This window comes from Pseudomonas sp. PAGU 2196 (assembly GCF_022179005.1).
GTDB lineage: Bacteria > Pseudomonadota > Gammaproteobacteria > Pseudomonadales > Pseudomonadaceae > Aquipseudomonas > Aquipseudomonas kermanshahensis.
Genome location: NZ_BNTL01000009.1, coordinates 17379 through 42076 on the forward strand (window position 1 = coordinate 17379; position 24698 = coordinate 42076).

General features: G+C 63.0%; 21 protein-coding genes. 9 read left to right on the forward strand and 12 right to left on the reverse strand.

The genetic code is table 11. The annotated features are described in order from the left end of the window. Positions 1–56: 56 nt before the first annotated feature. The 9 genes from trpE to MFF34_RS08320 all read right to left on the reverse strand — a co-directional run bounded on the left by trpE (position 57) and on the right by MFF34_RS08320 (position 11031). A complete protein-coding gene (trpE, locus tag MFF34_RS08280) occupies positions 57–1538 on the reverse strand; it encodes an anthranilate synthase component I (RefSeq protein ID WP_238212330.1) in 1482 nt (493 codons plus the stop codon). A 70-nt stretch (positions 1539–1608) separates the two neighbouring features. Then, on the reverse strand, positions 1609–2427 hold the full coding sequence (locus MFF34_RS08285) for a phosphoglycolate phosphatase (RefSeq protein ID WP_027594401.1): 819 nt from the start codon (positions 2425–2427) through the stop codon (positions 1609–1611). Next, positions 2424–3098 carry a ribulose-phosphate 3-epimerase gene (gene rpe, locus MFF34_RS08290; protein ID WP_099430855.1) on the reverse strand — a complete coding sequence of 225 codons (675 nt, stop codon included), beginning with the start codon at positions 3096–3098 and terminating at the stop codon, positions 2424–2426. The genes MFF34_RS08285 and rpe overlap by 4 nt, the downstream gene beginning before the upstream one ends. A gap of 160 nt (positions 3099–3258) precedes the next feature. Further along, positions 3259–4086 carry an ABC transporter permease gene (locus MFF34_RS08295; RefSeq protein ID WP_238212332.1) on the reverse strand — a complete coding sequence of 276 codons (828 nt, stop codon included), beginning with the start codon at positions 4084–4086 and terminating at the stop codon, positions 3259–3261. An 11-nt stretch (positions 4087–4097) separates the two neighbouring features. Continuing rightward, positions 4098–5345 carry an ABC transporter permease gene (locus MFF34_RS08300; RefSeq protein ID WP_027594398.1) on the reverse strand — a complete coding sequence of 416 codons (1248 nt, stop codon included), beginning with the start codon at positions 5343–5345 and terminating at the stop codon, positions 4098–4100. A gap of 153 nt (positions 5346–5498) precedes the next feature. After that, entirely contained in the window at positions 5499–6533 is a 1035-nt protein-coding gene (locus MFF34_RS08305; RefSeq protein WP_238212341.1) for an ABC transporter substrate-binding protein, read from the reverse strand. Positions 6534–6573: 40 nt separating this feature from the next. Next, the gene (locus tag MFF34_RS08310; protein ID WP_238212343.1) at positions 6574–7698 is read right to left on the reverse strand and encodes an ABC transporter ATP-binding protein; all 1125 of its coding nucleotides are present in this window, start codon (positions 7696–7698) and stop codon (positions 6574–6576) included. A 305-nt stretch (positions 7699–8003) separates the two neighbouring features. Continuing rightward, positions 8004–8636, reverse strand: a complete 633-nt coding sequence (locus MFF34_RS08315) for a response regulator transcription factor (protein ID WP_172960400.1) — start codon at positions 8634–8636, stop codon at positions 8004–8006. Between the two features lie 7 nt (positions 8637–8643). Continuing rightward, a complete protein-coding gene (locus MFF34_RS08320; RefSeq protein ID WP_238212345.1) occupies positions 8644–11031 on the reverse strand; it encodes a PAS domain S-box protein in 2388 nt (795 codons plus the stop codon). A gap of 93 nt (positions 11032–11124) precedes the next feature. Here MFF34_RS08320 and MFF34_RS08325 point away from each other — a divergent pair, with 93 nt between their 5' ends. Then, positions 11125–12123, forward strand: coding sequence for an alpha/beta hydrolase family protein (locus MFF34_RS08325; protein WP_238212348.1), 999 nt, complete (start codon positions 11125–11127; stop codon positions 12121–12123). A gap of 139 nt (positions 12124–12262) precedes the next feature. Here MFF34_RS08325 and MFF34_RS08330 read toward each other — a convergent pair whose 3' ends face one another. From MFF34_RS08330 to MFF34_RS08340, 3 genes are read right to left on the reverse strand one after another with little or no spacing between them, the layout of a single operon-like run. Further along, complete coding sequence (locus MFF34_RS08330) at positions 12263–13027, reverse strand: TerB family tellurite resistance protein (protein WP_027594392.1); 765 nt, start codon at positions 13025–13027, stop codon at positions 12263–12265. A 1-nt stretch (position 13028) separates the two neighbouring features. Then, complete coding sequence (murU, locus tag MFF34_RS08335; protein ID WP_027594391.1) at positions 13029–13700, reverse strand: N-acetylmuramate alpha-1-phosphate uridylyltransferase MurU; 672 nt, start codon at positions 13698–13700, stop codon at positions 13029–13031. Then, positions 13697–14716 carry an aminoglycoside phosphotransferase family protein gene (locus MFF34_RS08340; protein ID WP_186681353.1) on the reverse strand — a complete coding sequence of 340 codons (1020 nt, stop codon included), beginning with the start codon at positions 14714–14716 and terminating at the stop codon, positions 13697–13699. Before MFF34_RS08340 ends, murU begins: the two co-directional genes overlap by 4 nt. Before the next feature lie 130 nt (positions 14717–14846). On the opposite strand from MFF34_RS08340, the gene MFF34_RS08345 reads away from it, so the two are divergent. The 8 genes from MFF34_RS08345 (at position 14847) to MFF34_RS08380 (ending at position 24697) form a co-directional block, all read left to right on the forward strand. Further along, positions 14847–17654, forward strand: a complete 2808-nt coding sequence (locus tag MFF34_RS08345) for an LPS-assembly protein LptD (RefSeq protein ID WP_027594389.1) — start codon at positions 14847–14849, stop codon at positions 17652–17654. After that, complete coding sequence (surA, locus tag MFF34_RS08350; protein ID WP_238212350.1) at positions 17635–18954, forward strand: peptidylprolyl isomerase SurA; 1320 nt, start codon at positions 17635–17637, stop codon at positions 18952–18954. Before MFF34_RS08345 ends, surA begins: the two co-directional genes overlap by 20 nt. Beyond that, positions 18951–19940, forward strand: a complete 990-nt coding sequence (gene pdxA, locus MFF34_RS08355; RefSeq protein WP_099428175.1) for a 4-hydroxythreonine-4-phosphate dehydrogenase PdxA — start codon at positions 18951–18953, stop codon at positions 19938–19940. Before surA ends, pdxA begins: the two co-directional genes overlap by 4 nt. Continuing rightward, positions 19937–20737, forward strand: a complete 801-nt coding sequence (gene rsmA / locus MFF34_RS08360; protein WP_027594386.1) for a 16S rRNA (adenine(1518)-N(6)/adenine(1519)-N(6))-dimethyltransferase RsmA — start codon at positions 19937–19939, stop codon at positions 20735–20737. Before pdxA ends, rsmA begins: the two co-directional genes overlap by 4 nt. A gap of 163 nt (positions 20738–20900) precedes the next feature. After that, the gene (gene apaG / locus MFF34_RS08365; RefSeq protein ID WP_238212352.1) at positions 20901–21281 is read left to right on the forward strand and encodes a Co2+/Mg2+ efflux protein ApaG; all 381 of its coding nucleotides are present in this window, start codon (positions 20901–20903) and stop codon (positions 21279–21281) included. Continuing rightward, positions 21281–22147 (forward strand): symmetrical bis(5'-nucleosyl)-tetraphosphatase, encoded by an 867-nt coding sequence (locus MFF34_RS08370; RefSeq protein WP_238212354.1) that lies wholly within the window; start codon positions 21281–21283, stop codon positions 22145–22147. The genes apaG and MFF34_RS08370 overlap by 1 nt, the downstream gene beginning before the upstream one ends. A gap of 14 nt (positions 22148–22161) precedes the next feature. Further along, a complete protein-coding gene (gene glpE / locus MFF34_RS08375; protein ID WP_027594383.1) occupies positions 22162–22491 on the forward strand; it encodes a thiosulfate sulfurtransferase GlpE in 330 nt (109 codons plus the stop codon). A gap of 283 nt (positions 22492–22774) precedes the next feature. After that, on the forward strand, positions 22775–24697 hold the full coding sequence (locus tag MFF34_RS08380) for a PrkA family serine protein kinase (protein ID WP_027594382.1): 1923 nt from the start codon (positions 22775–22777) through the stop codon (positions 24695–24697). The last annotated feature ends 1 nt before the right edge of the window (position 24698 follow it).

The following is a 24698-nucleotide window of genomic DNA, read 5'->3' on the forward strand; positions in this document are numbered from 1 at the left end:
TTCACCCGCTCCCTCATGCCGGCGAGGGGCTGCACAGCAGCCCCAAATTCCCACAATTACTTGGTAGAGGTCTGCTCAGCCAACGCCACCGCGCGGAACATCGCGCGGCGCTTGTTGATGGTTTCTTCCCACTCCAGCGCCGGCACGGAGTCGGCCACGATGCCGCCACCCGCCTGCACATGCAGCTCGCCGTCCTTGATCACCGCGGTACGGATGGCAATCGCGGTGTCCATGTTGCCGTTCCAGGCAAAGTAGCCCACTGCACCGCCGTAAACGCCACGCTTGACCGGCTCCAGCTCGTCGATGATTTCCATGGCGCGGATTTTCGGTGCACCCGACAACGTGCCGGCTGGCAGAATCGCCCGCAATGCATCCATGGCGGTAAGGCCTTCACGCAGCTGACCGGTGACGTTGGACACAATGTGCATCACGTTGGAGTAACGCTCGATCACCATCTTCTCGGTCAGGCGCACGCTGCCGGTCGAGGACACACGGCCCACGTCGTTGCGGCCCAGGTCGATCAGCATCAGGTGCTCGGCAATCTCTTTCTCGTCCGACAGCAAGTCGTCTTCCAGCGCACGGTCGGCTTCTTCCGTCGCACCCCGTGGGCGCGTACCGGCGATCGGGCGCACGGTGACCAGGTTGTCCTCGACACGCACCAGCACTTCAGGCGAACTGCCGACCACATGGAAGTCGCCGAAATTGAAGAAGTACATGTACGGCGTCGGGTTGAAGCAGCGCAACGCACGGTACAGGTCGATGGGCGCAGACTTGAAGTCGATCGACATGCGTTGGGACGGCACCACCTGCATGCAGTCACCGGCCAGGATGTACTCTTTGATGCGGCCAACCGCGTTCTCGTAATCCTCGCGGGTATAGCTGGAGCGGAATTCCGGCTCGGCGGCGAGCGGGCCGCTCAGGTCCAGGCCACGGCGCGGGGTAATCGGCTGGCGCAGGGTCTCCAGCAAACCGGCCAGGCGAGCCTTGCCCTGTTCGAAGGCTTGCTCTTCGGCCGGGTCGACCAGCACGATTGCATGCATCTTGCCCGCCAGGTTGTCGAACACCACCACGGCGTCAGACACCATCAGCAGGATATCCGGCACGCCCAGCGGGTCCGGGTTCGGGCTCGCGCCCAGACGCTTCTCCACATAGCGCACGCAGTCATAGCCGAAGTAGCCGACCAGCCCACCGTTGAAACGCGGCAGCCCGGGAATATCCGCGACCTTGTAGCGGTCCTTGAAGGACTCGACGAAGGCCAGCGGGTCGTCGACGTCGTGGCGCTCTACCTCGACGCCATCCTGCAGGATACTGACGTGGTAGCCATGCACACGCATCACCGTGCGCGATGGCAAGCCGATCATCGAGTAACGCCCCCACTTCTCGCCGCCCTGTACGGACTCGAGCAAATAGGAGTTGGGCTGGTCGGCCAGTTTCAGGTAGATCGACAGCGGCGTGTCGAAGTCGGCCAGGGTTTCACAGGCCAGGGGGATGCGGTTGTAGCCGGCAGCGGCCAGGCGCAGGAATTCTTCGCGGGTCATGAGTAGCCTCGTGGCAAGCAGCAGTAAGGTCAGGCAAACGGACGGGCCGGCAGCGGCCGGCGAGCAGAAGTCAGGCGCGCCAACGCCAACGGGCCAGGGCCTTGATGACTTTCATCCAGAATTTGCCAGTAACCGCCACGGTGGACTCTCTGTCTTGTGAGGCTTGAAGGTCCGCCAACGTTATCCCAGTGGCCGGGTCTGCGCAACCGGGCAGCAATGCACGCAGGTCGTCGATCACCAGGCTCGGCGATTCGTCGTTGATCGGCCGGCCGTGGTTGTAGCCGTAGGTCAGGCCCACGCACTGCACACCGGCAGCCTTGGCGGCCAGCACATCGCTGCGCGAATCGCCGACGAACAGCGACTGTTGCGGCGTGACACCGGCCATCTGCATGACGAACAGCAGTGCCGCGGGGTCGGGTTTCTTTTGTGGCAGGGTGTCTCCGCCGATGATCCAGCGGAAGTAGCGACCGATCTTCATCTGGTCCAGCAGCGGGGCGACGAAGCGCTCGGGCTTGTTGGTGATCAGCGCCATCTCCACGCCTTGCTTGCGCAGCCAGCGCAGGGTGTCGCGCACGCCGGGGTAGACCACGGTCAGTTCATGGCTTTCGGCATAAGCCTCCATGAACAGCGCCAGCGCCTGTTCGGCCAGCGCATCGTCCACCGAGGCATGCTCGATGCCCCCGGCCAGCGCCCGGCGCACCAGCACCTGGGCGCCGTTGCCAACCCAGTGGCGTACGGCGTCCAGGCCCGCTGGCGGGCGCCCAAGTTCGAGCAGCATGCGGTCCACGGCGGCGGCCAGGTCTGGCACGGAGTCGATCAGGGTACCGTCCAGATCGAACATCACCAGCCTTGGCAGCGTCCCTGGGAACAGCTGCTCGAAGCCGCTCATGGGCGGGCCTGGGCCAGTTCGGCGCGCATTTTGGCGATGACTTCCTGATAGTCCGGGGCATTGAAGATGGCCGAACCGGCGACGAAGGTGTCAGCGCCAGCAGCGGCGATTTCGCGGATATTGTTGACGTTGACGCCACCGTCGATTTCCAGACGGATATCACGGCCACTGGCGTCGATCAGCGCGCGCGCCTCACGCAGCTTGTCGAGGGTGCCCGGGATGAACTTCTGCCCGCCAAAGCCTGGGTTGACGCTCATCAGCAGGACCATGTCGACTTTGTCCATCACATACTTGAGCACATCCAGGCTGGTCGCCGGGTTGAACACCAGGCCGGCCTTGCAACCACCGTCGCGGATCAGCTGCAGCGAGCGGTCGATGTGCTGGCTGGCTTCCGGGTGGAAGGTGATGTAAGTGGCGCCGGCATCGATGAAGTCGCCGATGATACGGTCGACCGGGCTGACCATCAGATGCACATCGATCGGGGCGGTCACGCCGTACTTGCGCAGGGCGGTGCACACCATCGGGCCGATGGTCAGGTTGGGGACGTAGTGGTTGTCCATCACATCGAAGTGAACGATGTCGGCACCCGCGGCCAGCACCTTGTCGACGTCCTCGCCCAAGCGGGCGAAATCGGCGGAGAGAATGGAGGGGGCAATAGCGTAGGGCTGCATGGCGCACCTGTAGGTCAGAATCACGGTGGCGCGCATTGTAACTCAGGCGAACGGGTAGAGGCTGATTGGTATCAATCCGTGTCGACCGGCTGTTTCAACCTGTACCGGCCTCTTCGCGATCCGACTTGCCCCGCGAAGAGGCCGGCACTGGCAACCTCAATCAAGCAGGCTGCTGGGTTCTCAGCTTCTCGCTACGCCCACGCAACCACTCCAGGGTCAGCAGCAGCACCACCGAAAACGCGATCAGCAACGTGGCCGCCGCCGCAATGGTCGGGCTCAGGTTCTCGCGGATTCCGCTGAACATCTGCCGTGGCAAGGTCGCCTGCTCAGGCCCGGCGAGGAACAACGTCACCACCACCTCGTCGAACGACGTCGCAAAGGCAAACAGCGCACCCGAGATCACCCCCGGGGCGATCAACGGCAGCGTTACCCGGCGGAACGCCACCAGCGGCGAAGCGCCCAGGCTAGCCGCCGCGCGCACCAGGTTGTAGTTGAAGCCCTGCAACGTCGCCGACACGGTGATGATGACGAACGGCACACCCAACACCGCATGCACCAGGATCAACGAGGTAAAGCTGTTGCCCATCCCCAGTGGCGCGAAGAACAGGTAACTGGCCACACCGACGATCACCACCGGCACCACCATCGGCGAAATCACCAGCGCCATCACCAGCGACTTGCCCGGGAAGTCGCCGCGGGTCAGGCCAATCGCCGCCAACGTACCGAACACCATCGCCAGCACCGTGGCCGCCGGAGCGACGATGATGCTGTTCTTCAGTGCCCGCATCCACTCGGCAGAGCCGAAGAAGTCCTGGTACCACTGCAGCGAAAAGCCCTGCAACGGGTACACCAGAAAGCTGCCACTGTTGAACGACAGCGGCACGATCACCAGCACCGGCAAGATCAGAAACAGCAGGATCAAGCCGCAAAGGATGCGCAGGCTGTAGTACCAGACCCGCTCCACGGGTGACATGTAAGGGCTCAGCATGACAAGGCTCCTCAGCTCAGGCGCAGGCGGCTGGCGCCGACCAGCCAGCTATAGATCAGGTACAACAGCACGGTCGCCAACAGCAGCAGGCCGCCCAGCGCGGTCGCCATGCCCCAGTTGATGCTGGTGTTGGTATAGAAAGCCACGAAGTAGCTGACCATCTGGTCGTTCGGGCTGCCCAGCAATGCCGGGGTGATGTAGTAGCCGATCGCCAGGATGAACACCAGCAGGCAGCCCGCGCCAACACCGGCGTAGGTCTGCGGGAAGTACACCCGCCAGAAGCTGGCGAACGGGTGGCAACCCAGCGAGATGGCCGCACGCATGTAGCTGGGCGAAATGCCCTTCATCACGCTGTACAGCGGCAGGATCATGAACGGCAGCAGGATATGGACCATCGAGATGTACACACCGGTACGGTTGAACACCAGCTCCAGCGGTTCATCGATGATGCCCATGGCCATCAGCGCACTGTTGATCAACCCGCCCGACTGCAGCAGCACGATCCACGCCGCCACCCGCACCAGGATCGAGGTCCAGAACGGCAGTAGCACCAGAATCATCAGCAGGTTGCTCTGCCGGGCCGGCAGATTGGCCAGCAAGTACGCCAGCGGGTAGGCCAGCACCAGGCAGATGGCGGTGATCACCACCCCCATCCACAGGGTGCGGGCAAAGATATCCAGGTAAATGGCCTGGTCAGGCGTGGCCTTGGCCAGCTCGCCAAGGTCATCGATACGGTGGTCGAGCGACGCCAGCAGGTAAAACGAGGTGACCGAGCTGGTATTGCGGCGGATCGCCTGCCAGTAGGCCGGGTCGCCCCAACGCTCATCGAGGGTTTGCAGTGCTTCTTTATAAGAGGCAGGTTCAGCCTTGAACGGTAACGCTCGTGCGGTCTTGGTCAACAGGCTGCGGTAGCCCGCCAGTTCCATGTTCAGGCGCTTGGAGAGGTCGCCCAGGGTCTGGTTCTTGCGCGACTCGGCCAGGTCCTGGCTCAGTGCCTTGTATACCGCCTCACCGGGCAAGCTCTTGCCATCCCACTGCGACACCGCTTCGACGGTACGCGGCAGGCCGGCGACCACCTCCGGGTTGCCGACGCTCTTGTACAACAGCGCTGCGATCGGCACCAGAAACACCAGCAGAAGGAACAGCGCCAACGGCGCGATCAACGCCTGCGCCTTCCAGCGGTTGACCCGCTCGGCGTGCTTGAGGCGCTGCTTGAGACTTGGACCTGCGCCTTCGTTGAGGGGCACTGCAATGGCCATGGCGAACTCCGTAAAAACCGGCTGAAATCAGGGCTGCTGCGCAGCCATCGCCGGCAAGCCGGCTCCCACAGATACAGCGTTGGGCTCAGGCGCTACGCCTGGCCGGTGGGAGCCGGCTTGCCGGCGATGAGCCGCGTAGCGGCTCCTTGTCGTTTACTTCTTCGCCGCCCAGGCGTTGAAGCGTTGCTCCAGCTGCTCGCTGTTGTCAGCCCAAAAGCCCACGTCGATCTGCACCTGATTGGCAATGTTTTCAGGCGTGGTCGGCATGTCTTTCTTCACCTCGTCCGACAGCAGGCTCACGGCGTTGGAGTTGGCCGGGCCGTAGGCGATGTTCTCGGAGTAGGTTTTCTGCTGCTCGGGCTTGACGCTGTAGGCAATGAACCTCTTCGCCTCATCGACGTTCTTGGCACCTTTTGGAATTGCCCACGCATCGAAATCGTAGATGCCGCCGTTCCACACCACCTTGAGGTTGCTCTCTTTCTGCACGGCGGCGATCCGGCCGTTATAGGCCGAGCTCATGACCACGTCACCCGAGGCCAGGAACTGCGGCGGTTGGGCGCCGGCTTCCCACCACTGAATGCTGGGTTTGAGTTCGTCGAGCTTCTTGAAGGCGCGGTCTTGGCCCTCCTTGGTCACCAGCACCTTGTACACATCCTTGGGCGCAACGCCATCGGCCATCAAGGCGAATTCCATCGTGTACTTGGCGCCTTTGCGCAGGCCACGCTTGCCCGGGAATTTCTTGGTGTCCCAGAAATCGGCCCAACTGGTAGGCGCCGTCTTGAGCTTGTCAGCGTTGTAGGCCATGACCGTGGACCAGACGAAGAAGCCCACGCCACAAGGCTGGATGGCACCCGGCACATAGTCGGCTGCATCGCCGAACAGCGCAGGGTCGAGTTCTTCGAACATGCCCTCGTCGCACCCGCGAGACAGCTCTGGCGACTCGACTTCCACCAGGTTCCAGGACACGCTCTTGGTGTCGACCATGGCCTTGACCTTGGCCATTTCACCGTTGTACTCACCGGCGACGATCTTGCCGTTACCCGCCTTTTCCCAAGGCTCGTAGAACGCCTTGACCTGGGCGGCCTTGTTGGCGCCACCGAAAGAGATCACCGTCAGGTCGGCCGCCATGGCCTGGCCAGCGGCGAACAGCCCCAGGGCCAGGGCCGTCAGTTTCAACTGCTTGCGCATTATTATTCTCTCCACAGTACAGGGTTGGTGAAGCAATCCATCAATGGGCTTCGGCAATCGGATCGAGCGCGCGGGCGTGCTCCACCTCCCAGCCCAGCGGTACCACATCGCCCACGGCCAGCGCCGGGTCGAGCTCGGCGATCGGCTGCTTCACGAAGAAGTCGGCCTTGCCACAGACTTCCAGGCGCACCCGTACGTGATCGCCCAGGTAAATGAACTCGGCCACACGGCCAGAGAAGCGGTTGACGCAACGTTCGCTGTGGCCATTGAGGCGCACCCGTTCCGGGCGGATCGACAAGGTCACCGGCTCGCCGGCCTGGCCGACATTCACCGCCAGCGCCTCGACCCGCTCGCCCCGCGCCAGCTGCACCTGGCAGCGATGGCCATCACTGGCCAGCAGGGTGCCGTTGATGCGGTTGTTCTCGCCGATGAAGTTGGCGACGAAGGTGTTGCACGGCTTTTCATAGAGCGTGCGCGGGTCGGCGATCTGCTGGATTTCGCCCTGGTGGAACACCGCCACCCGGTCAGACATGGTCAGCGCCTCGCCTTGGTCGTGGGTCACATACACCACAGTCACCCCCAGGCGCTGGTGGATATGCTTGATCTCCATCTGCATGTGTTCACGCAGCTGCTTGTCGAGTGCGCCCAGGGGTTCGTCCATCAGCACCAGCTGTGGCTCGAACACCAGGGCCCGCGCCAGGGCCACCCGCTGCTGCTGGCCACCCGACAGCTGGCCGGGGTAGCGCTTGGCAAAGGCATTGAGCTGCACCATGTTGAGCACACGCTTGACCCGCTCGCTGATGTCAGTCTTGTTCAGGTTGCGCACGGTCAGCGGGAAGGCCAGGTTCTCGGCCACGGTCATGTGTGGGAACAGCGCGTAGTTCTGGAACACCATGCCGATGTCGCGCTTGTGCGGCGGCACGTTGTTGATCGAGCGCCCGGCCAGCTGGATCTCGCCGGCGGTGGGGGTTTCGAAACCGGCCAGCATCATCAGGCTGGTGGTCTTGCCCGAGCCGGACGGGCCGAGCAAGGTGAGGAACTCGCCCTTGCGGATGTCCAGGTTGAGGTCTTTGACGATCAGCGACTCGCCGTCGTAGCTCTTCTGCACACCACGGAAGCTGACCAACGTTTCGCTGGTTGCAGCGTTCGAATTCGCCTCGCTCATGCCTGCACCTTCTTGTTGGATGACTGCGTAGGCAAAGACTAGACAAGACGCAAACGCCCGAAAATCGGGGGTGCTGAGAGAATGCCATCATCCAGATGGAAGATTCTGTGTAGGGATTGCCCTACAAGAATGGCGGGATTGGAATGGACCCCAGGCACACCACTTCACCTTGTGGGAGCGGGCTTGCCCCGCGAATGCGCCACCCCAGGCAATGAGGTTGAGCTTGCCGGCCCTTTCGCGGGGCAAGCCCGCTCCCACAGTACTCGCTCATTGCCAACCGTCAGGCCATGTCGCAACCAGAACACTCAGACCAGCTTGTGCTCCATGGCGTACTTCACCAGTTCCGCCAGCGAGTTCACCTTGAGCTTCTGCATCAACCGCGCCTTGTGGGTACTGATGGTCTTGCTCGACAGCGCCAGTTGCTGGGCAATGTCGTTGACGTTGGCGCCCTGGGCCAGGCGCTCGAACACCGAAAACTCCCGCTCCGAGAGCAGCGTGTGCAACGGCCGGGACTCGGTCAGGCCCACCTCGAAGACCATGCGGTCGGCCAGCGCTGGGTCGATGTAGCGCCCGCCCCCGGCAACCCGCCGAATAGCGGTCAGCAGCAAGGCAGGGTCACTGTCCTTGGTGGCATAACCTGCGGCACCGGCCTTGAGCGCCCGCGCCGCCATCTGCGCCTCATCATGCATCGACAGCATCAGGATCGCCGGAGGGTCGTTCAGGGCGCGGATTCTGGGGATGGCCTCAAGGCCGCTGACACCGGGCATCGAGATATCCAGCAACACCACTTCACACGGCATATGGCGCAAGGCTTCGAGCAACTGCTCGCCATTGCCGGCCTCGCCCACCACTTGCATGTCCTTGGCCAGGCCAATCAATTGCTTGATGCCTTCACGGACAATGGTGTGGTCTTCCGCCACCAGCACTCGAATCACGATCGTTCTCCTACTCCAACGGAATGGCCACGCTCAGGCTGGTGCCCTCGCCCGGTTCACTGTCCAGCGTCATGCTGCCACCCAGCATCAGCACGCGCTCGCGCACGCCCACCAGGCCGAACGAGGTGGGCCGGGTCTGATCGCGGCAAAAACCTGTGCCGTCGTCGCTGACGGTCATGCGCAATTGCCCCGCTTCACGCACCAGCTCGATCTCTACGCTGTGCGCCTGGGCATGGCGCATGACGTTGGTCAGCGCCTCCTGAAGGATACGAAACAGCCCGGTCGCCTTGGCATCACTCAATGCTGGCAGATTATCCGGTACCTGCACCAGGCAGGGAATCTGCGTACGCGCCTCGAAACGCCGCGCCTGCCACTCGATGGCCGAGGCGATACCGGCATCGAGAATGGGCGGGCGCAATGCCGTGGCTACGTCGCGCACCAGCTGGAACAGCTGGGCGATCAGGCGCTTCATGCTCGACAAACGCTCGTTAAGGCCCGGGTCCAGTTCGGCAAAGGCCAGCTCACACATCGAGACTTCGAGCTTGAGCACGGTCAGCATCTGCCCCAGCTCATCGTGCACTTCGCGGGCGATGCGGGCCTTTTCTTCTTCGCGCACGCTCTCCAGGTGCGCCGACAGTTCGCGCAGTTGCTCTTGGGAACGCGCCAACGCCAGTTCTGCCCGCTTGCCCTGGGTGATGTCCCAGACGATACCGTCCCACACCACCCGGCCATCGGCCAGGCGCCGGGTACTGGCCTTGATGTCGGCCCAACGCTGTTCCCCTTGGCGCGTGAGGATGCGCCCTTGCCAGGACCAGTCCTGGTTGCTGGCCAAGGCCAGGTCCTGCACCCGGTGATAGTCGCTGCGGTCTTCGGGGTGCACCAGGTTGCGCAGGCCCATCTGCGGGTGCTGGATTTCGGCAGGTGCGTAGCCGACCAAGGCCTCGCTGCCTTCGCTAATGTAGGGGAACTCCAGGTCGCCTTCGGCCGGGTCACGTTCCAGCCGGAACACCAGCCCCGGCACGTTGCCGGCGATGCCTTTGAGGCGCGCTTCACTTTCGCGCAGCGCTGCCAGTGCGCGGTGGCGTTCGGTGACATCGGCGATGTACACCACCAGGTACTCGGCATCACGAAAACGCAGGAAGCTTAACGAAAGCTCCACCGGCAGCACGCTGAGGTCGGCGCGCTGGCAATGGGTCTCGAATTGCCCCACACCCCCTCCCCCCGCCCGCGCGCCGCGCCACAGCTCCAGCCAGCGGTCCATGTTCAGGTTGGGCTCGAAGTCGCTCAGCGGGCGTTCCAGCAACGCGCCCTCACCATAGCCCAGCATGCGCTCTGCGGCATGGTTGGCATAACGGACATGGCTGTCCCAATTGACCCATAAAATGCCCACGGTGCTCTGGTCGATGGCGAACTGGCTCAGCCGCAGCGCCTCTTCACGCACTTGGCGCTCAGCCAGGTTCTCGCGGGTGGCCAGCAGGCTACGTTCCAGTTGGCGCTGCTGGCGGCGCTGCCAGATCAACGTGGCCAGCGCACACAGCAACAACATGCCAAACAGCATGGCGAGGTTTTGCCAGAAGCCTGCCGACTCGCTCAAGCGTGGGTACTTGGGTTGCAACCAGCGTTGGTGAAGTTGTTCCAAGGCCTTGGCCGGCATGGCCTGCAGGCCACGTTCGAGCACGTCGGCCAGCAACGGCCAGTCGCGCCGCGAACCCACCCGCAGCAGCTGCGGCAGGCCAATATCGCCAACCACCGCCAGCTCGCCGAACTCGCTTTCACGCGACAGGCGGCTGAGCTGGGCTTCATCGAGCACCGCGTAGCTGGCCTGGCCACCCACGATCAACTGCAAGGCCTCGCGCTCGTTGGGCACGCCCTGCAAGTTGAGCGTGCCGTAGTTGCTACGCAGGTAGTCCGCCAACGGGCTGGGCATGCGCACCGCGACGCGCTGATCGGGTTCGAGTGTTTCCAGCTCGACGGCCATGGCGCCTGTACGTGGGCCGACCACCAGCTGCGGCACGCGCATGTACGGGTCGCTGAACAGCCACAGGCGCAGGCTTGCCGGGGTTTGTGTCAGGCCGGGGGCAAAATCGATTTCACCGGCCTGCAACGCATGCTCGAGGCTGGCCTGGTCGGCAAAGTTTCGCCAGGTGAGGTCCAGCCTCAGTGCCTGCGCCAACGCGTTCACCAACTCGACGTTGGCCCCGTACAGTTGCTGCAAGCGCCGGTCGAACTGCGCATAAGGCGCTTGCAGCACCAGGCCGACGCGCAGGCTGCGGTGGGTGTCCAACCACTGCTGTTGCGCGGGCTCAAGGGCAACGCTCGGCACGGTTTCAGGCCTTGCCAAGGCGATCAAGGGCAGCCACAAGCAGCCGATAACCAACAGGCGACGCATTCGCTTCATCTACACGCTCGTCTTGGCAAGGGCGGCCCTAACATGGCCGTCGCGGGCAAATACTATTAGGCTGCCGGTATCATTCTGGCCTTGGGTTGACGCATGTCCACACTTTATCGCACGACGCTGGCAATGTGCTGCCTAGCCTCGATCCTTCCGCTCGGCGCCATGGCCGCCGACGCTGAAAAACCACCGACCACCGCCGAGGCCCCACCGGCCGAAGCCACCCGCCCGCCCCTGCTGGAACGCAGCCAGGAAGACGCCCTGGCCCTGGAGCGCCTGGTACCCAAGGCCGAGCAGCAAACCCTGCAGGCAGGCGCCGAAAGTTTCCTGGCCCTGTGGAAACCGGCCAACAGCAACGACCCCAAAGGTGCGGTGATCCTCGTGCCCGGTGCCGGTGAAACGGCCGACTGGCCGAACGCCGTCGGCCCGTTGCGGCGCAAGTTCCCCGATGTGGGCTGGCACAGCCTCAGCGTCAGCCTGCCCGACCTGCTCGCCGACAGCCCGCAGGCGCGTGTCGAAGCCAAGCCCGCAGCGGCCCCTGCCAAGGACGAGGGCGAAACAGCCCCCGCCAAAGACACACCGACCGATGCCAATGCCAACGTCGCCCAGGCGACTGCCGCCGACCCCGACACGGCAGAAAGCACCGATGCCGCACAGGCCAGCGAGCAGAATGACCCGGCCGACGCCGAACGTATCTTCGCCCGCCTCGACGCGGCGGTGGCTTACGCGCAACAGCATGACTCACGCAGCATCGTGCTGATCGGCCATGGCAGTGGCGCGTACTGGGCAGCCCGCTACCTGAGCGAGAAACAACCCGCGCAGGTGCAAAAGCTGGTGATGATCGCCGCGCAGACGCCGGCCCGGGTGGAACATGACCTGGAAAGCCTCGCGCCGACCCTCAAGGTGCCGACCGCCGACGTGTATTACGCCACCCGCACGGGCGATCGACGTGCCGCGGAACTGCGCTTGCAGGCCAGCAAACGGCAGAAGGACAGCCAGTACCGCCAGTTGTCGCTGATTGCAATGCCCGGTAACAAGGCCGCTGAACAGGAACAATTGTTCCGCCGGGTGCGTGGGTGGATGAACCCGCAAGAGTGAGCTGAAATCGATGGGGGTGCTTTGCACCCCTTTTCGCGACACAAGGCCGCTCCCACAAGTTCGCGCAAAGCCCGAGGGATGCACAGCACTTGTGGGAGCGGCCTTGTGTCGCGATGGGGCGCAAAGCGCCCCCGCTTTTCTACAAACCCCGCCGCTTGCGAATCAGCGCATACGCCTGATGCAACTCCCGGGTCCGCTCGGTCGCTGCACGCACCTGGGCATCCGTGGCACCGCTGCCCGCCAGCTTGTCCGGGTGATGGCGGCTAACCAGCCGGCGATAAGCCTGCTTGACCTTGTCGCCCTCGGTATCTGCCTCCACGGCCAGCAGGCGCATGGCTGCCGCGTAGGTCATGGTGCCGCCGTCCAGCCCGGACTTGCGCGGCTCGTACTCAAGCGACATGGCTTGCACCTGCCGCCGGCTCAAGCCCAGCGTCTGCCCCCAGTCCAACAGCAAGTCGCGCTCTTTGGCGCCGACCTTGCCGTCGGCCCAGACCATGCGCCAACAGGCGCGCAAGGTCCCTTCGGCGGCGTGCGGCTGCTCGCGGATACGACGCAGATGGCCGGCCAGTCGGTCCTTGCCGGCCTTGCCGCGGTTGAACGCGGCAATCGCCCGCAGCCGGGCCGCGTCGGCCAGGTCCAGGCGCACCATCTCTTGGCGTGCCTGCTGAATATGCTGCTCGGCAACCCGGCCATCGCACTTGGCCAGCCTGCCCAGCAGCACGAACAGCAATTCTTCGTCACGCAAGGCCGGGCGCCCGCCCAAGCGCTCGCGCAGGTCCTCCCAGCCGCGCACCTGCAGGCGCCGGTCCATGGCCTGCCCTACCAGGGCACCGAGCAGGGCGCCCGGGATGCTGGCGACGGCAAAACCGGCACCGGCACCAATTACCGTGCTTGGCCACCACATGTCAGGCGCGCTCGCCGATCAGGCGTTCAGCCTGCGCCAGGCGCTCGAGCGTACCGACGTCGACCCAATGGCCACGGTAGTGCTCACCACTGACCTTGCCCTGCGCCATGGCCTGACGCAGCAGGGGGGCCAGCTTGAAAGCACCCGGCTGGCAACCGGCGAACAACGCCGGGTCCAGCACCGACAGGCCACTGAAGGTCAGGGTACCCGGTGCGTCGTCGCCATCCACGACCTGCTGGGCTACCAGGCGGAAGTCGCCACGGCCGTGATGGCCAGGGTTGTCGACCAGCACCAGATGCGCCAGGCCCGCAAGCGGCGCTTTCAGGCGAGCGAAATCGTAGTCGGTCCAGACGTCACCATTGATCAGCAGAAACGGCGCCTCGCCCAGCAACGGCAGGGCCTTGAAGATCCCGCCACCGGTTTCCAGCGGCTCGCCCTCGGGTGAATAGCGGATGCTCAGGCCGAAGCGGCTGCCATCGCCCAGGTGGTCTTCGATCTGCTGGCCGAGCCAGGCATGGTTGATCACCACTTCGGTAACCCCCGCAGCCGCCAAGGCACGCAGGTGGTATTCGATCAGCGGCTGACCGGCGACGGGCACCAGGGGTTTTGGGGTATGCAAGGTCAAAGGGCGCATGCGCTCGCCCTTGCCTGCCGCCAGGATCATCGCCTTCATGCACGCGCTCCGGCCTGGAGTTCCGCGATCAGTTCACCCAGCTCCGCCAACTCGGGGCGGCGCTTGATCACTTCATCTATATAGGCGAAGAAGCGCGGGACGTCTGTCAGGTAGCGTGGCTTGCCGTCGCGGTGGCAGATGCGGGCGAAAATACCGATGACCTTGAGATGGCGCTGCACGCCCATCAGGTCGCTGGCACGGTGGAACGCCTCGAAGTCGGCCTGTACCGGAATGCCGGCCGCCTGCGCCTTTTGCCAGTAATCCCGCAGCCAGGCTTCGACACGGGCCTGTGGCCAGCTGAGGAAGGCATCCTTGAACAGGCAGGTGATGTCATAGGTGACCGGGCCGTAGACGGCGTCCTGGAAGTCCAGCACGCCTGGGTTTGGCGTGCTCTGCATCAGGTTGCGCGGCATGTAGTCGCGGTGCACCAGCACCTTGGGCTGGGCCAGGGCACTGTCGATCAGCGCCTGGCTCACACGCTGCCAGGTGGCTTGCTGGGCTTCGGTGAGGGTCAGGCCAAGCGCCCGCCCGACATACCACTCCGGGAACAGTTCGACTTCACGGCGCAGCAGGGCATCGTCGTAGCTCGGCAGTGGCGCGTCCATCGGCAGGCGCTGGAACGCCAGCAGCGCATCGATGGCGTCGCTGAACAGGGCATCGGCGTTGTCGGCATCAATGATGTCCAGGTATGTCTGATGGCCCAGGTCGCCCAGCAGCAGGAAACCGCGCTCCAGGTCTTCGGCATGGATCACTGGCACATGCACACCGGCACTGGCCAGCAGGTGATCGATGGCGACGAACGGTCGGCAGTTCTCCTGCGGCGGCGGGGCGTCCATGATCACGAAACTGCGCCCAGCGCCCTGCCAGCGGAAGTAGCGACGGAAGCTCGCATCGCTACTGGCGGCCGTCAGGCTACCTGCTGGCACTTCGCCCCAGGCGTTTTTCAGAAAAAGATTGTTGAGCTGCTCATCGAGCCAGACAGTCAGTTGTTGCAAGCGTACATCGTGATCAGGCATTACAAGGGTCTCCGACGGCCCTAGCCGTCAAGCGGGTCATGCTTTATTATCCAGCATCTTTTTCAGACCATCGAGAGGCGTGCGGCCCCACACGCGGGCAGATGGCACGCAGGAAGCCCGGACTAATAAGATGGCATTGAAATCCCCCGCGTTTCGTAGAAAGTTTCCGTTGCTGGTCACCGGCGGTTTGCTGGCCCTGCAACCTCTGGCCACCTCGTACGTCGTGGCAGCCGAACAGTTCGACTGCCAAGTGTCCGCCTCCGGCGGTTGGGACTGCAAGCCCAAGACTCCAGTCAACAACCTGCCGCCGCGTCCGGTGCACGAGGGTGCTGCCCTCAGTTCCGGCACCGAGGCCCAGGCGGCCGAGGCCGAAACCGCGGACAAACCGATGCTGGTCACCGAGGCCAAGGGCCGTGGCCTGAAGTCGCGCAGCGAAGACTACAGCCACCTGGACTGGGTTCCCCGTGACAAGCTCACCGCAGCCCAACTGGCCGAAACCGGCCCGTACTGCGGTGGCGCGTACATCGAGCCGACCCGCCCAGGCATGGCCGACACCACGCCCAAGGACGAATCGCCGACCTACATCAATGCCAAGGTTTCCAAGTACCAGCAGGAGCAGCAGATCGCTACCCTCGCCGGTAACGTGGTCATGCGCCAAGGCAGCATGCAGGCCGAGGCCGACGAGGCCAACCTCTACCAGACCGAGAACCGTGGCGAGCTCAAGGGCAACGTCAAGATCCGTGACAACGGCTCGCTGGTAGTGGGTGACGAGGCGCAGATCCAGCTCGACACGGGTGAAGCCCAGGTCGACAACGCCGAATACGTGATGCACAAGTCGCACATTCGCGGCAACGCCCTGTACGCCAAGCGTGGCGAAAACGCCATCATCCGTCTGAAAGACGGTACGTACACCACCTGCGAACCGGGCAGTAACGCCTGGCAGCTGAAGGGCAACAACATCACGCTGAACCCGGCGACCGGCTTCGGTACCGCGACCAACGTCACCTTGCGGGTCAAGGATTTCCCGGTGTTCTACACACCGTACATCTACTTCCCGATCGACGACCGTCGCCAGTCCGGCTTCCTGCCGCCGTCGTTCAGCAGCAGCAGCGACACCGGCTTCATGCTGGTCACGCCGTACTACTTCAACCTGGCGCCCAACTATGATGCCACGTTGTACCCGCGCTACATGACCAAGCGCGGCCTGCTGATGGAAGGTGAGTTCCGTTACCTGACCCCATCCAGCGAAGGCCAGTTCGGCGGCGCGTACCTGAACGACAAGGACGACGACCGTAAAGACCAGACTGACTACAAAGATCAGCGCTGGATGGTCAACTGGCAGCACAAGGGCGGGCTGGACGAGCGCCTGATGACCGAGGTGGACTACACCGACATCAGCGACCCGTTCTACTTCCAGGACCTGGAGTCCGACCAGATCGGCGTCGAAAGCCGTGACCTGCTCAACCAGCAGGGTGCCCTGACCTACCGTGGCGACAGCTATACCGCACGGTTGAACGTGCATGCCTACGAGATGGCGACCATCTCGCAGATCACGCCGTATGACCGTCTGCCGCAGATCACCCTCAATGGCGCATTGCCGTTCCAGCCGGGTGGTTTGAATTTTGGGTATGAGACTGAAGCGGTTCGCTTTGATCGTGACCTGAAAAACGACTTCGTACTCGACAAAGATGGCAACCCTGACGCAAGTGCCGGCGTTCCTGGCCGTCGCCTGGACGAGAACATCTTCGGTGTTGCCCGCGCCAACGGCACGCGACTGAACGTTGCCCCGTCCATGAGCTTGCCTATGCAAGCAAGCTACGGCTACATCACGCCGAAGCTTAAGTACATGTACACCCACTATGACCTCGATCTGGATGGCAAGGGCAAGAGCGACATCGCCAACAACCCAGCCTCGGTCGCGCTCAACGGCGACTTCAACAGCAGCCTGAACCGCGACGTTCCGATTTTCAGCGTCGACAGCGGCCTGTACTTCGATCGCAACACGTCGATGTTCGGTACCAACTACCGCCAGACCCTCGAACCGCGCATGTTCTACCTCTACGTCCCTTACGAGGACCAGAAGGACATCCCGCTGTTCGACTCGGGCGAAACCCTGTTCAGCTACGACTCGCTGTTCCGCGACAACCGCTTCAGCGGTACCGACCGCATCGGCGACGAGAACAAGCTGTCGCTGGGCGTGACCACGCGCTGGATCGAAGACAACGGCTTCGAGCGTCAGAGCTTCAGCATCGGTCAGGCGCTGTACTTCAAGGACCGCAAAGTCCAACTGCCAGGCATCGACTACCGCACCCGTAAAGACTCGCAGTCTGACGTGTCGCCGTACGCACTGCTGTACAGCTACAACTTCAACCGCGACTGGCGCTTCAACTCGGACTTCAACTGGGACCCGGACAGCCGCAGCACCCGCTCGGGCAGCGCGATGTTCCACTACCAGCCTGAAGACAATCCGAACAAGATCGTCAACCTCGGCTACCGCTACCGCAACGACACCATTGCCTACGACTCGACCACGGGTACCTGGAAAGTGGGTGGCGGCGACTACGGCACGCCTGGTGATCCGAACTACATCAAGGATTACTACAAGATCCAACAGCATGACTTCTCGGTCATCTGGCCGATCGTTCCACAGTGGAGCGTGATCGCTCGCTGGCAGCATGACTACAACCGCAACCGCACCCTGGAAGCCATGGGTGGTTTCGAATACGACAACTGCTGCTGGAAGCTGCGCCTGGTCAACCGTTACTGGATCGACTACGACGACTTCAGCCAGGCACTCCCGCAGAACGAAAAAGGCGACCACGGTATCTTCCTGCAGATCGTGCTGAAAGGCCTCGGTGGTGTAGTAGGCAACAAGGTCGAATCTTTCCTCGACGAAGGCATTCAAGGTTACCGTACACGTGAAGACCAAGCTTATTGATCGTCTGCGCCCAGTGTTGCTGGGCGCTGCATTGCTGAGTGGCGCGGTGCATGCCGCGGTACAACCCCTGGACAAAGTGGTGGCCATCGTCGACAACGACGTGGTCATGCAGAGCCAACTGGACCAGCGCGTCCACGAAGTTCAGCAAACCATCGCCAAGCGTGGCGCCGGCGTGCCACCGACCAGCGCTCTGGAACAGCAGGTGCTCGAGCGCCTGATCGTCGAGAACCTGCAGCTGCAGATCGGCGAGCGCTCCGGTATCCGCATCACCGATGAGGAGCTGAACCAGGCCATCGGCACCATTGCCCAGCGCAACGGCATGTCGCTGGACCAGTTCCGCGCAGCCCTCGCCCATGATGGTCTGTCGTTCGACGACGCGCGCGAGCAGGTCAAGCGCGAAATGATCATCAGCCGCGTGCGTCAGCGCCGCGTGGCCGAGCGCATTCAGGTTTCCGAGCAGGAAGTGAAAAACTACCTGAACTCGGACCTGGGCAAGATGCAGCTCTCGGAAGAGTACCGCCTGGCCAACATCCTCATCCCGACCCCGGAAGCCGCCAATTCGGACGACATCCAGAAAGCGGCGCGCAAGGTCGGTGAGCTCTACCAGCAACTGCGCCAGGGCGCCGACTTTGGCCAGGTGGCGATTGCCAACTCGGCCAGCGAAAACGCCCTTGAGGGTGGTGAAATGGGCTGGCGTAAAGCCGGCCAGCTGCCACCTGACTTCGCCAAGATGCTCAGCAACATGTCGGTCGGCGACATCACCCAGCCAATCCGCATCCCCAACGGCTTCATCCTGCTCAAGCTCGAGGAGAAGCGTGGTGGTGGCGAGAACGTGCTGCGTGACGAAGTGCATGTCCGCCACATCCTGATCAAGCCGAGCGAAATCCGCAGCGAAGCGGCCACCAAGCAGCTGGCCGAGCGCCTGTACGACCGTATCCAGAACGGCGAAGACTTCGGCGAACTGGCGAAGAGCTTCTCGGAAGACCCGGGCTCCGCACTCAACGGCGGCGACCTCAACTGGGTCGACCCGAACAGCCTGGTACCGGAGTTCCGCGAGCAGATGGCCAGCGCCCAGCAAGGTGTGGTGACCAAACCGTTCAAGACCCAGTACGGCTGGCATGTTCTGGAAGTGCTGGGCCGCCGCGCCACCGACAGCACCGAGCAGGCACGCGAGCAGCAGGCCATGAATGTGCTGCGCAACCGCAAGTACGACGAAGAGCTGCAGACCTGGCTGCGCCAGATCCGCGACGAAGCCTACGTTGAAATCAAGCTGCCTGGCGCCGACCAGGCCGCCCAGTGAAGCCCCTGCGCTTCGCCGTCACCCCCGGCGAGCCAGCTGGCATAGGTCCCGACCTGTGCTTGCTGCTCGCCGCAGACGCCCAGCCCCACCCCCTGATCGCCATCACCAGCCGTGACCTGCTCGCCGAGCGGGCCACGCAGCTGGGGCTGGCCGTCAACCTGCTGCCGGTAGCGCCTGGGCACTGGCCCGACCAGCCGGCGCCTGCGGGCAGCCTGTATGTGTGGGATACGCCCTTGGCCACCGCCGTGACGGCAGGGCAACTGGACAAGGCCAATGCTGGCTTCGTGCTGGAAACCCTGACCCGCGCCGGCAACGGCTGCCTCGACGGGCATTTCGCCGGGATGATCACCGCCCCGGTGCACAAGGGTGTGATCAACGAAAGCGGCATTGCCTTCTCCGGGCATACCGAGTTTCTGGCCGAGCTGACCCACACCGCGCAGGTGGTGATGATGCTAGCGACCCGTGGCCTGCGCGTGGCCCTGGTGACCACGCACTTGCCACTGCGCGACATTGCCGACGCCATCACGGCCGAACGCGTCGAGCGTGTCACCCGCATCCTGCATGCCGACATGCGCGACAAGTTCGGCATTGCCAACCCTCGCATCCTGGTGTGCGGCCTCAACCCGCACGCCGGAGAAGGCGGCCATCTGGGCCGCGAAGAAATTGACATCATCGAACCGACACTGGCCCGCCTGCGTGCCGAAGGCATGGACCTGCGCGGACCGCTGCCGGCCGATACCCTGTTTACCCCCAAATATCTGGAGCACTGCGACGCAGTGCTGGCGATGTACCACGACCAAGGCCTGCCTGTACTCAAGTACAAAGGTTTCGGCGCCGCAGTCAATGTGACCTTGGGCCTGCCGATCATCCGCACGTCGGTCGATCACGGCACCGCCCTGGACCTGGCCGGCACCGGCAAGGTCGACACCGGCAGCCTGCGGGTCGCGCTGGAAACCGCCTACCAGATGGCCGAGAACCGACCATGAACGAGCAATACCAACACCGGGCGCGCAAGCGCTTCGGCCAGAACTTCCTGCACGACGCCGGCATCATCGACCGCATCCTGCGCGCCATCAACGCCAAGGCAGGTGAACACCTGCTGGAAATCGGCCCGGGCCAGGGCGCCCTCACCGAGGGCCTGCTGGGCAGCGGTGCGCAATTGGACGTAGTGGAGCTGGACAAGGACCTGGTGCCGATCCTGCAGCACAAGTTTGCCGGGCGCGACAACTTCCGCCTGCACCAGGGCGACGCCCTGAAGTTCGACTTCAACCAGCTGGGTGTGCCACCGCGCAGCCTCAAGGTGGTCGGCAACCTGCCCTACAACATCTCCACCCCGCTGATCTTCCACCTCCTCAGCCATGCCGGGCTGATCCGCGACATGCACTTCATGCTGCAGAAGGAAGTGGTCGAGCGCATGGCCGCAGGCCCGGGTGGCGGTGATTGGGGCCGCCTGTCGATCATGGTGCAGTACCACTGCCGGGTCGAACACCTGTTCAACGTTGGCCCTGGCGCGTTCAACCCGCCGCCGAAAGTGGATTCGGCCATCGTGCGCCTGGTGCCACATGAAGTGCTGCCGTTCCCGGCCAAGGACCACCTGCTGCTGGAGCGTGTCGTTCGCGAAGCCTTCAACCAGCGCCGCAAGACACTGCGCAACACCCTTAAAGGCCTGCTCGACAGCCAGGCGATCGAAGCCGCTGGCGTAGATGGCAGCCTGCGGCCTGAACAGCTGGACCTGGCCGCCTTCGTGCGCCTGGCTGACCAGTTGGCCGATCAGCAAGCCTGATTAGCGCCTTTTACGGCCTCTTCGCGGTCCGACTTGCCCGCGAAGAGGCCGGCACTGCCACCCCACCCCGCCTGCACATACCTGCCCGCGACCACACCGCTGGCCCTCCCCCCCGCCAATGGCCTAGACTGCATTATTGCGTCAGTTCGCCCAAGGCCTTTGCATGTCCGATCCCCGTTACCAGATCGACGTCAGCGTCGTGACCCGTTACCTCAAAGAACAATCCGACCCCGAAAACAGTCGTTTCGCTTTCGCCTACACCATCACCGTGCAAAACAACGGTTCTGTCACAGCCAAGTTGATGTCCCGGCACTGGCTGATCACCAACGGTGACGGTGAAGTCGAAGAAGTGCGCGGCGCCGGCGTGGTCGGCCAGCAACCTAACATCGACCCAGGCCAGAGCCACACCTACAGCAGCGGCGCGGTCATCAGCACCCGCGTGGGCACCATGCAGGGCAGCTACCAGATGTTCGCCGAAGACGGTAAACGCTTCGACGCCGAGATTGCGCCCTTCCGCCTGGCGGTACCCGGAGCCCTGCACTGATGGCAACGTACGCCGTCGGTGACCTGCAAGGCTGCCTGCAACCGCTCAAGTGCCTGCTCGAACGTGTTCGCTTCAACCCCGCCGTCGACCGCCTGTGGCTGGTCGGCGATCTGGTCAATCGTGGCCCCGAATCGCTGGAGACCCTGCGTTTCCTCTACTCGATCCGCCAGTCGCTGGTCTGCGTGCTGGGCAACCATGACCTGCACCTGCTGGCCGCCTGGCACAACGTCGAACGCCTGAAAAAAAGCGACACCCTGCGCGAAATCATCGAAGCGCCGGATGCCGACCTGCTGTTCGACTGGCTGCGCCGGCAAAAACTGCTGCACTACGACGAGCCCCGCGGCATTGCCATGGTGCATGCCGGCATACCGCCACAATGGACCCTGGGCAGAGCCCTGGAGCTCGCCGCCGAAGTCGAGGAAGCACTGCGCGACGACGGCCGGCTCAAGCTTTACCTCGACGGCATGTACGGCAACGAGCCCAACAAGTGGAGCAAGAACCTCACCGGCATCGAGCGCCTGCGGGTGATCACCAACTACCTCACGCGCATGCGCTTCTGCACCCCCGAGGGCAAGCTCGACCTCAAGAGCAAGGAAGGCCTGGGCACTGCCCCCAAAGGCTACAAGCCCTGGTATGCGCACAAGGACCGCCGTTCACGCCACGTGAAGATCATCTTCGGCCATTGGGCCGCCCTTGAAGGGCGCGTCGACGAGCCCGGCATCATCGCCCTGGACACCGGTTGCGTGTGGGGCGGTGCCATGACCCTCTACAACGTCGACAGCGGTGAATACCATCGCTGCGACTGTTCCGACGACGGCACCGTACGCCCGCCGGCACAACCCACTAGACTCAACGATCAGCCCTGAAGGAAACCGTAGCCATGAGCGAATTCAAACGCATCCCTCCCGAGCAGGCTCTGGCCCTGCGCGCGCAAGGTGCGGTAGTGGTCGACATTCGCGACCCACAAGCCTTTGCCGCCGGCCACATCAGCGGCGCCACCCACCTGGACAACCATTCGGTCGCCGATTTCATCCGCAACGCCGACCTCGATGCACCGACCCTGGTGGTCTGCTACCACGGCAATTCCAGCCAGAGCGCTGCCGCCTACCTGGCGGGCCAGGGCTTTTCAGAGGTGTACAGCGTCGATGGCGGCTTTGAGCTGTGGCGCGCCACCTACCCGGCCGAGACCGCCCAAGGCGCTGCCGAATAATTTTTTCATTTTTACTGCAGCCCGCGCCCCATGCGGGCTCGCGGCTCACCTGACGAACGGTCGCGAGCAACTTCTCGGCCTCACGCCCTTGACCTTGCGTATTACCAACTATCCTTAAGCCCAGGCCATCCAAAAAAGGGGAGAGCCGGTACACCGGCGTGCGGGTCATCGGTAGCGTTTCAAGGGTGTTCTGGGGGGTATACAGCAATCGGTAAACCCGGTTGCATGCCAGCATCAGCTGACTGATCCGGCGTCGTCTCCACGTATCGAGCGAGGTGACGTCATGAGCATTTTTAGCCACTTCCAACAACGTTTCGAGTCCACCCGCCAGGAAGAACTTTCGCTGCAGGAGTACCTCGAGCTGTGCAAGCAGGATCGCAGCGCCTACGCATCGGCGGCAGAACGGCTGTTGCTGGCCATCGGCGAACCGGAGCTTGTCGACACCTCTAACAATTCCAGGCTATCGCGGATCTTCTCCAACAAGGTGATCAGGCGCTATCCGGCCTTTGAAGACTTCCATGGCATGGAAGAATGCATCGACCAGATCGTGTCGTACTTCCGCCATGCGGCGCAGGGCCTGGAAGAGAAGAAACAGATCCTTTACCTGCTGGGCCCGGTAGGTGGCGGCAAGTCGTCGCTGGCCGAAAAGCTCAAGCAACTGATGGAAAAGGTACCCTTCTACGCCATCAAGGGCTCACCTGTATTCGAATCGCCACTGGGCTTGTTCAACGCCACCGAAGATGGGGCCATTCTCGAGGAAGAGTTTGGGATCCCACGGCGCTACCTGAACACCATCATGTCGCCCTGGGCCACTAAGCGCCTGCAGGAATTCGGCGGCGACATCTCCAAGTTCAAAGTGGTCAAACTCTATCCGTCGATCCTCAACCAGATCGCCATTGCCAAGACCGAACCTGGCGATGAGAACAACCAGGACATCTCTGCCCTCGTCGGCAAGGTGGACATCCGCAAGCTCGAGGAATACCCACAGAACGACGCCGACGCCTACAGCTATTCGGGTGCGCTGTGCCGGGCCAACCAGGGCCTGATGGAATTCGTCGAGATGTTCAAGGCGCCAATCAAGGTCCTGCACCCACTGCTTACGGCGACCCAGGAAGGTAACTACAACAGTACCGAAGGGCTGGGGGCGATTCCCTACACCGGTATCCTGCTGGCCCACTCCAACGAATCGGAGTGGCACACGTTCCGTAACAACAAGAACAACGAAGCCTTCATCGACCGGATCTACATCGTCAAGGTGCCCTACTGCCTGCGCGTCAGTGACGAGATCAAGATCTACGACAAACTGCTGGTCAACAGCTCGCTGGCCAAGGCCCACTGCGCGCCCGACACCCTCAAGATGCTGGCCCAGTTCACCGTGCTCTCACGCCTCAAAGAACCAGAGAACTCCAACATCTATTCGAAGATGCGCGTCTACGATGGCGAAAACCTCAAGGACACCGATCCGAAGGCCAAGTCGATCCAGGAATACCGCGACTCGGCAGGTGTCGACGAAGGGATGAACGGCCTGTCGACCCGCTTCGCGTTCAAGATCCTCTCCAAAGTCTTCAACTTCGACCCACACGAGATCGCAGCCAACCCGGTTCACCTGTTGTACGTGCTCGAACAGCAAATCGAACAGGAACAGTTCCCGGCCGAAGTGCGCGAGCGCTACCTGCGCTACCTGAAGGAATACCTGGCGCCGCGCTACATCGAGTTCATCGGCAAGGAAATCCAGACTGCTTACCTGGAGTCCTACAGCGAATACGGCCAGAACATCTTCGACCGCTATGTGCTGTACGCCGACTTCTGGATCCAGGACCAGGAATACCGCGACCCGGAAACCGGCGAGATCCTCAACCGCATTGCCCTCAACGAAGAGCTGGAAAAGATCGAGAAGCCGGCCGGTATCAGCAACCCGAAAGACTTCCGCAACGAGATCGTCAACTTCGTACTGCGCGCACGCGCCAACAACAACGGCAAGAACCCGAGCTGGCTCAGCTATGAAAAGTTGCGGGTGGTGATCGAGAAGAAAATGTTCTCCAACACCGAAGACTTGCTGCCGGTCATCAGCTTCAATGCCAAGGCCAGCAAGGAAGACCAGAAGAAACACAACGACTTCGTCACCCGGATGGTGGAGCGTGGCTACACCGACAAGCAGGTTCGTCTGCTGTCGGAATGGTACCTGCGGGTCAGGAAATCGCAATAAA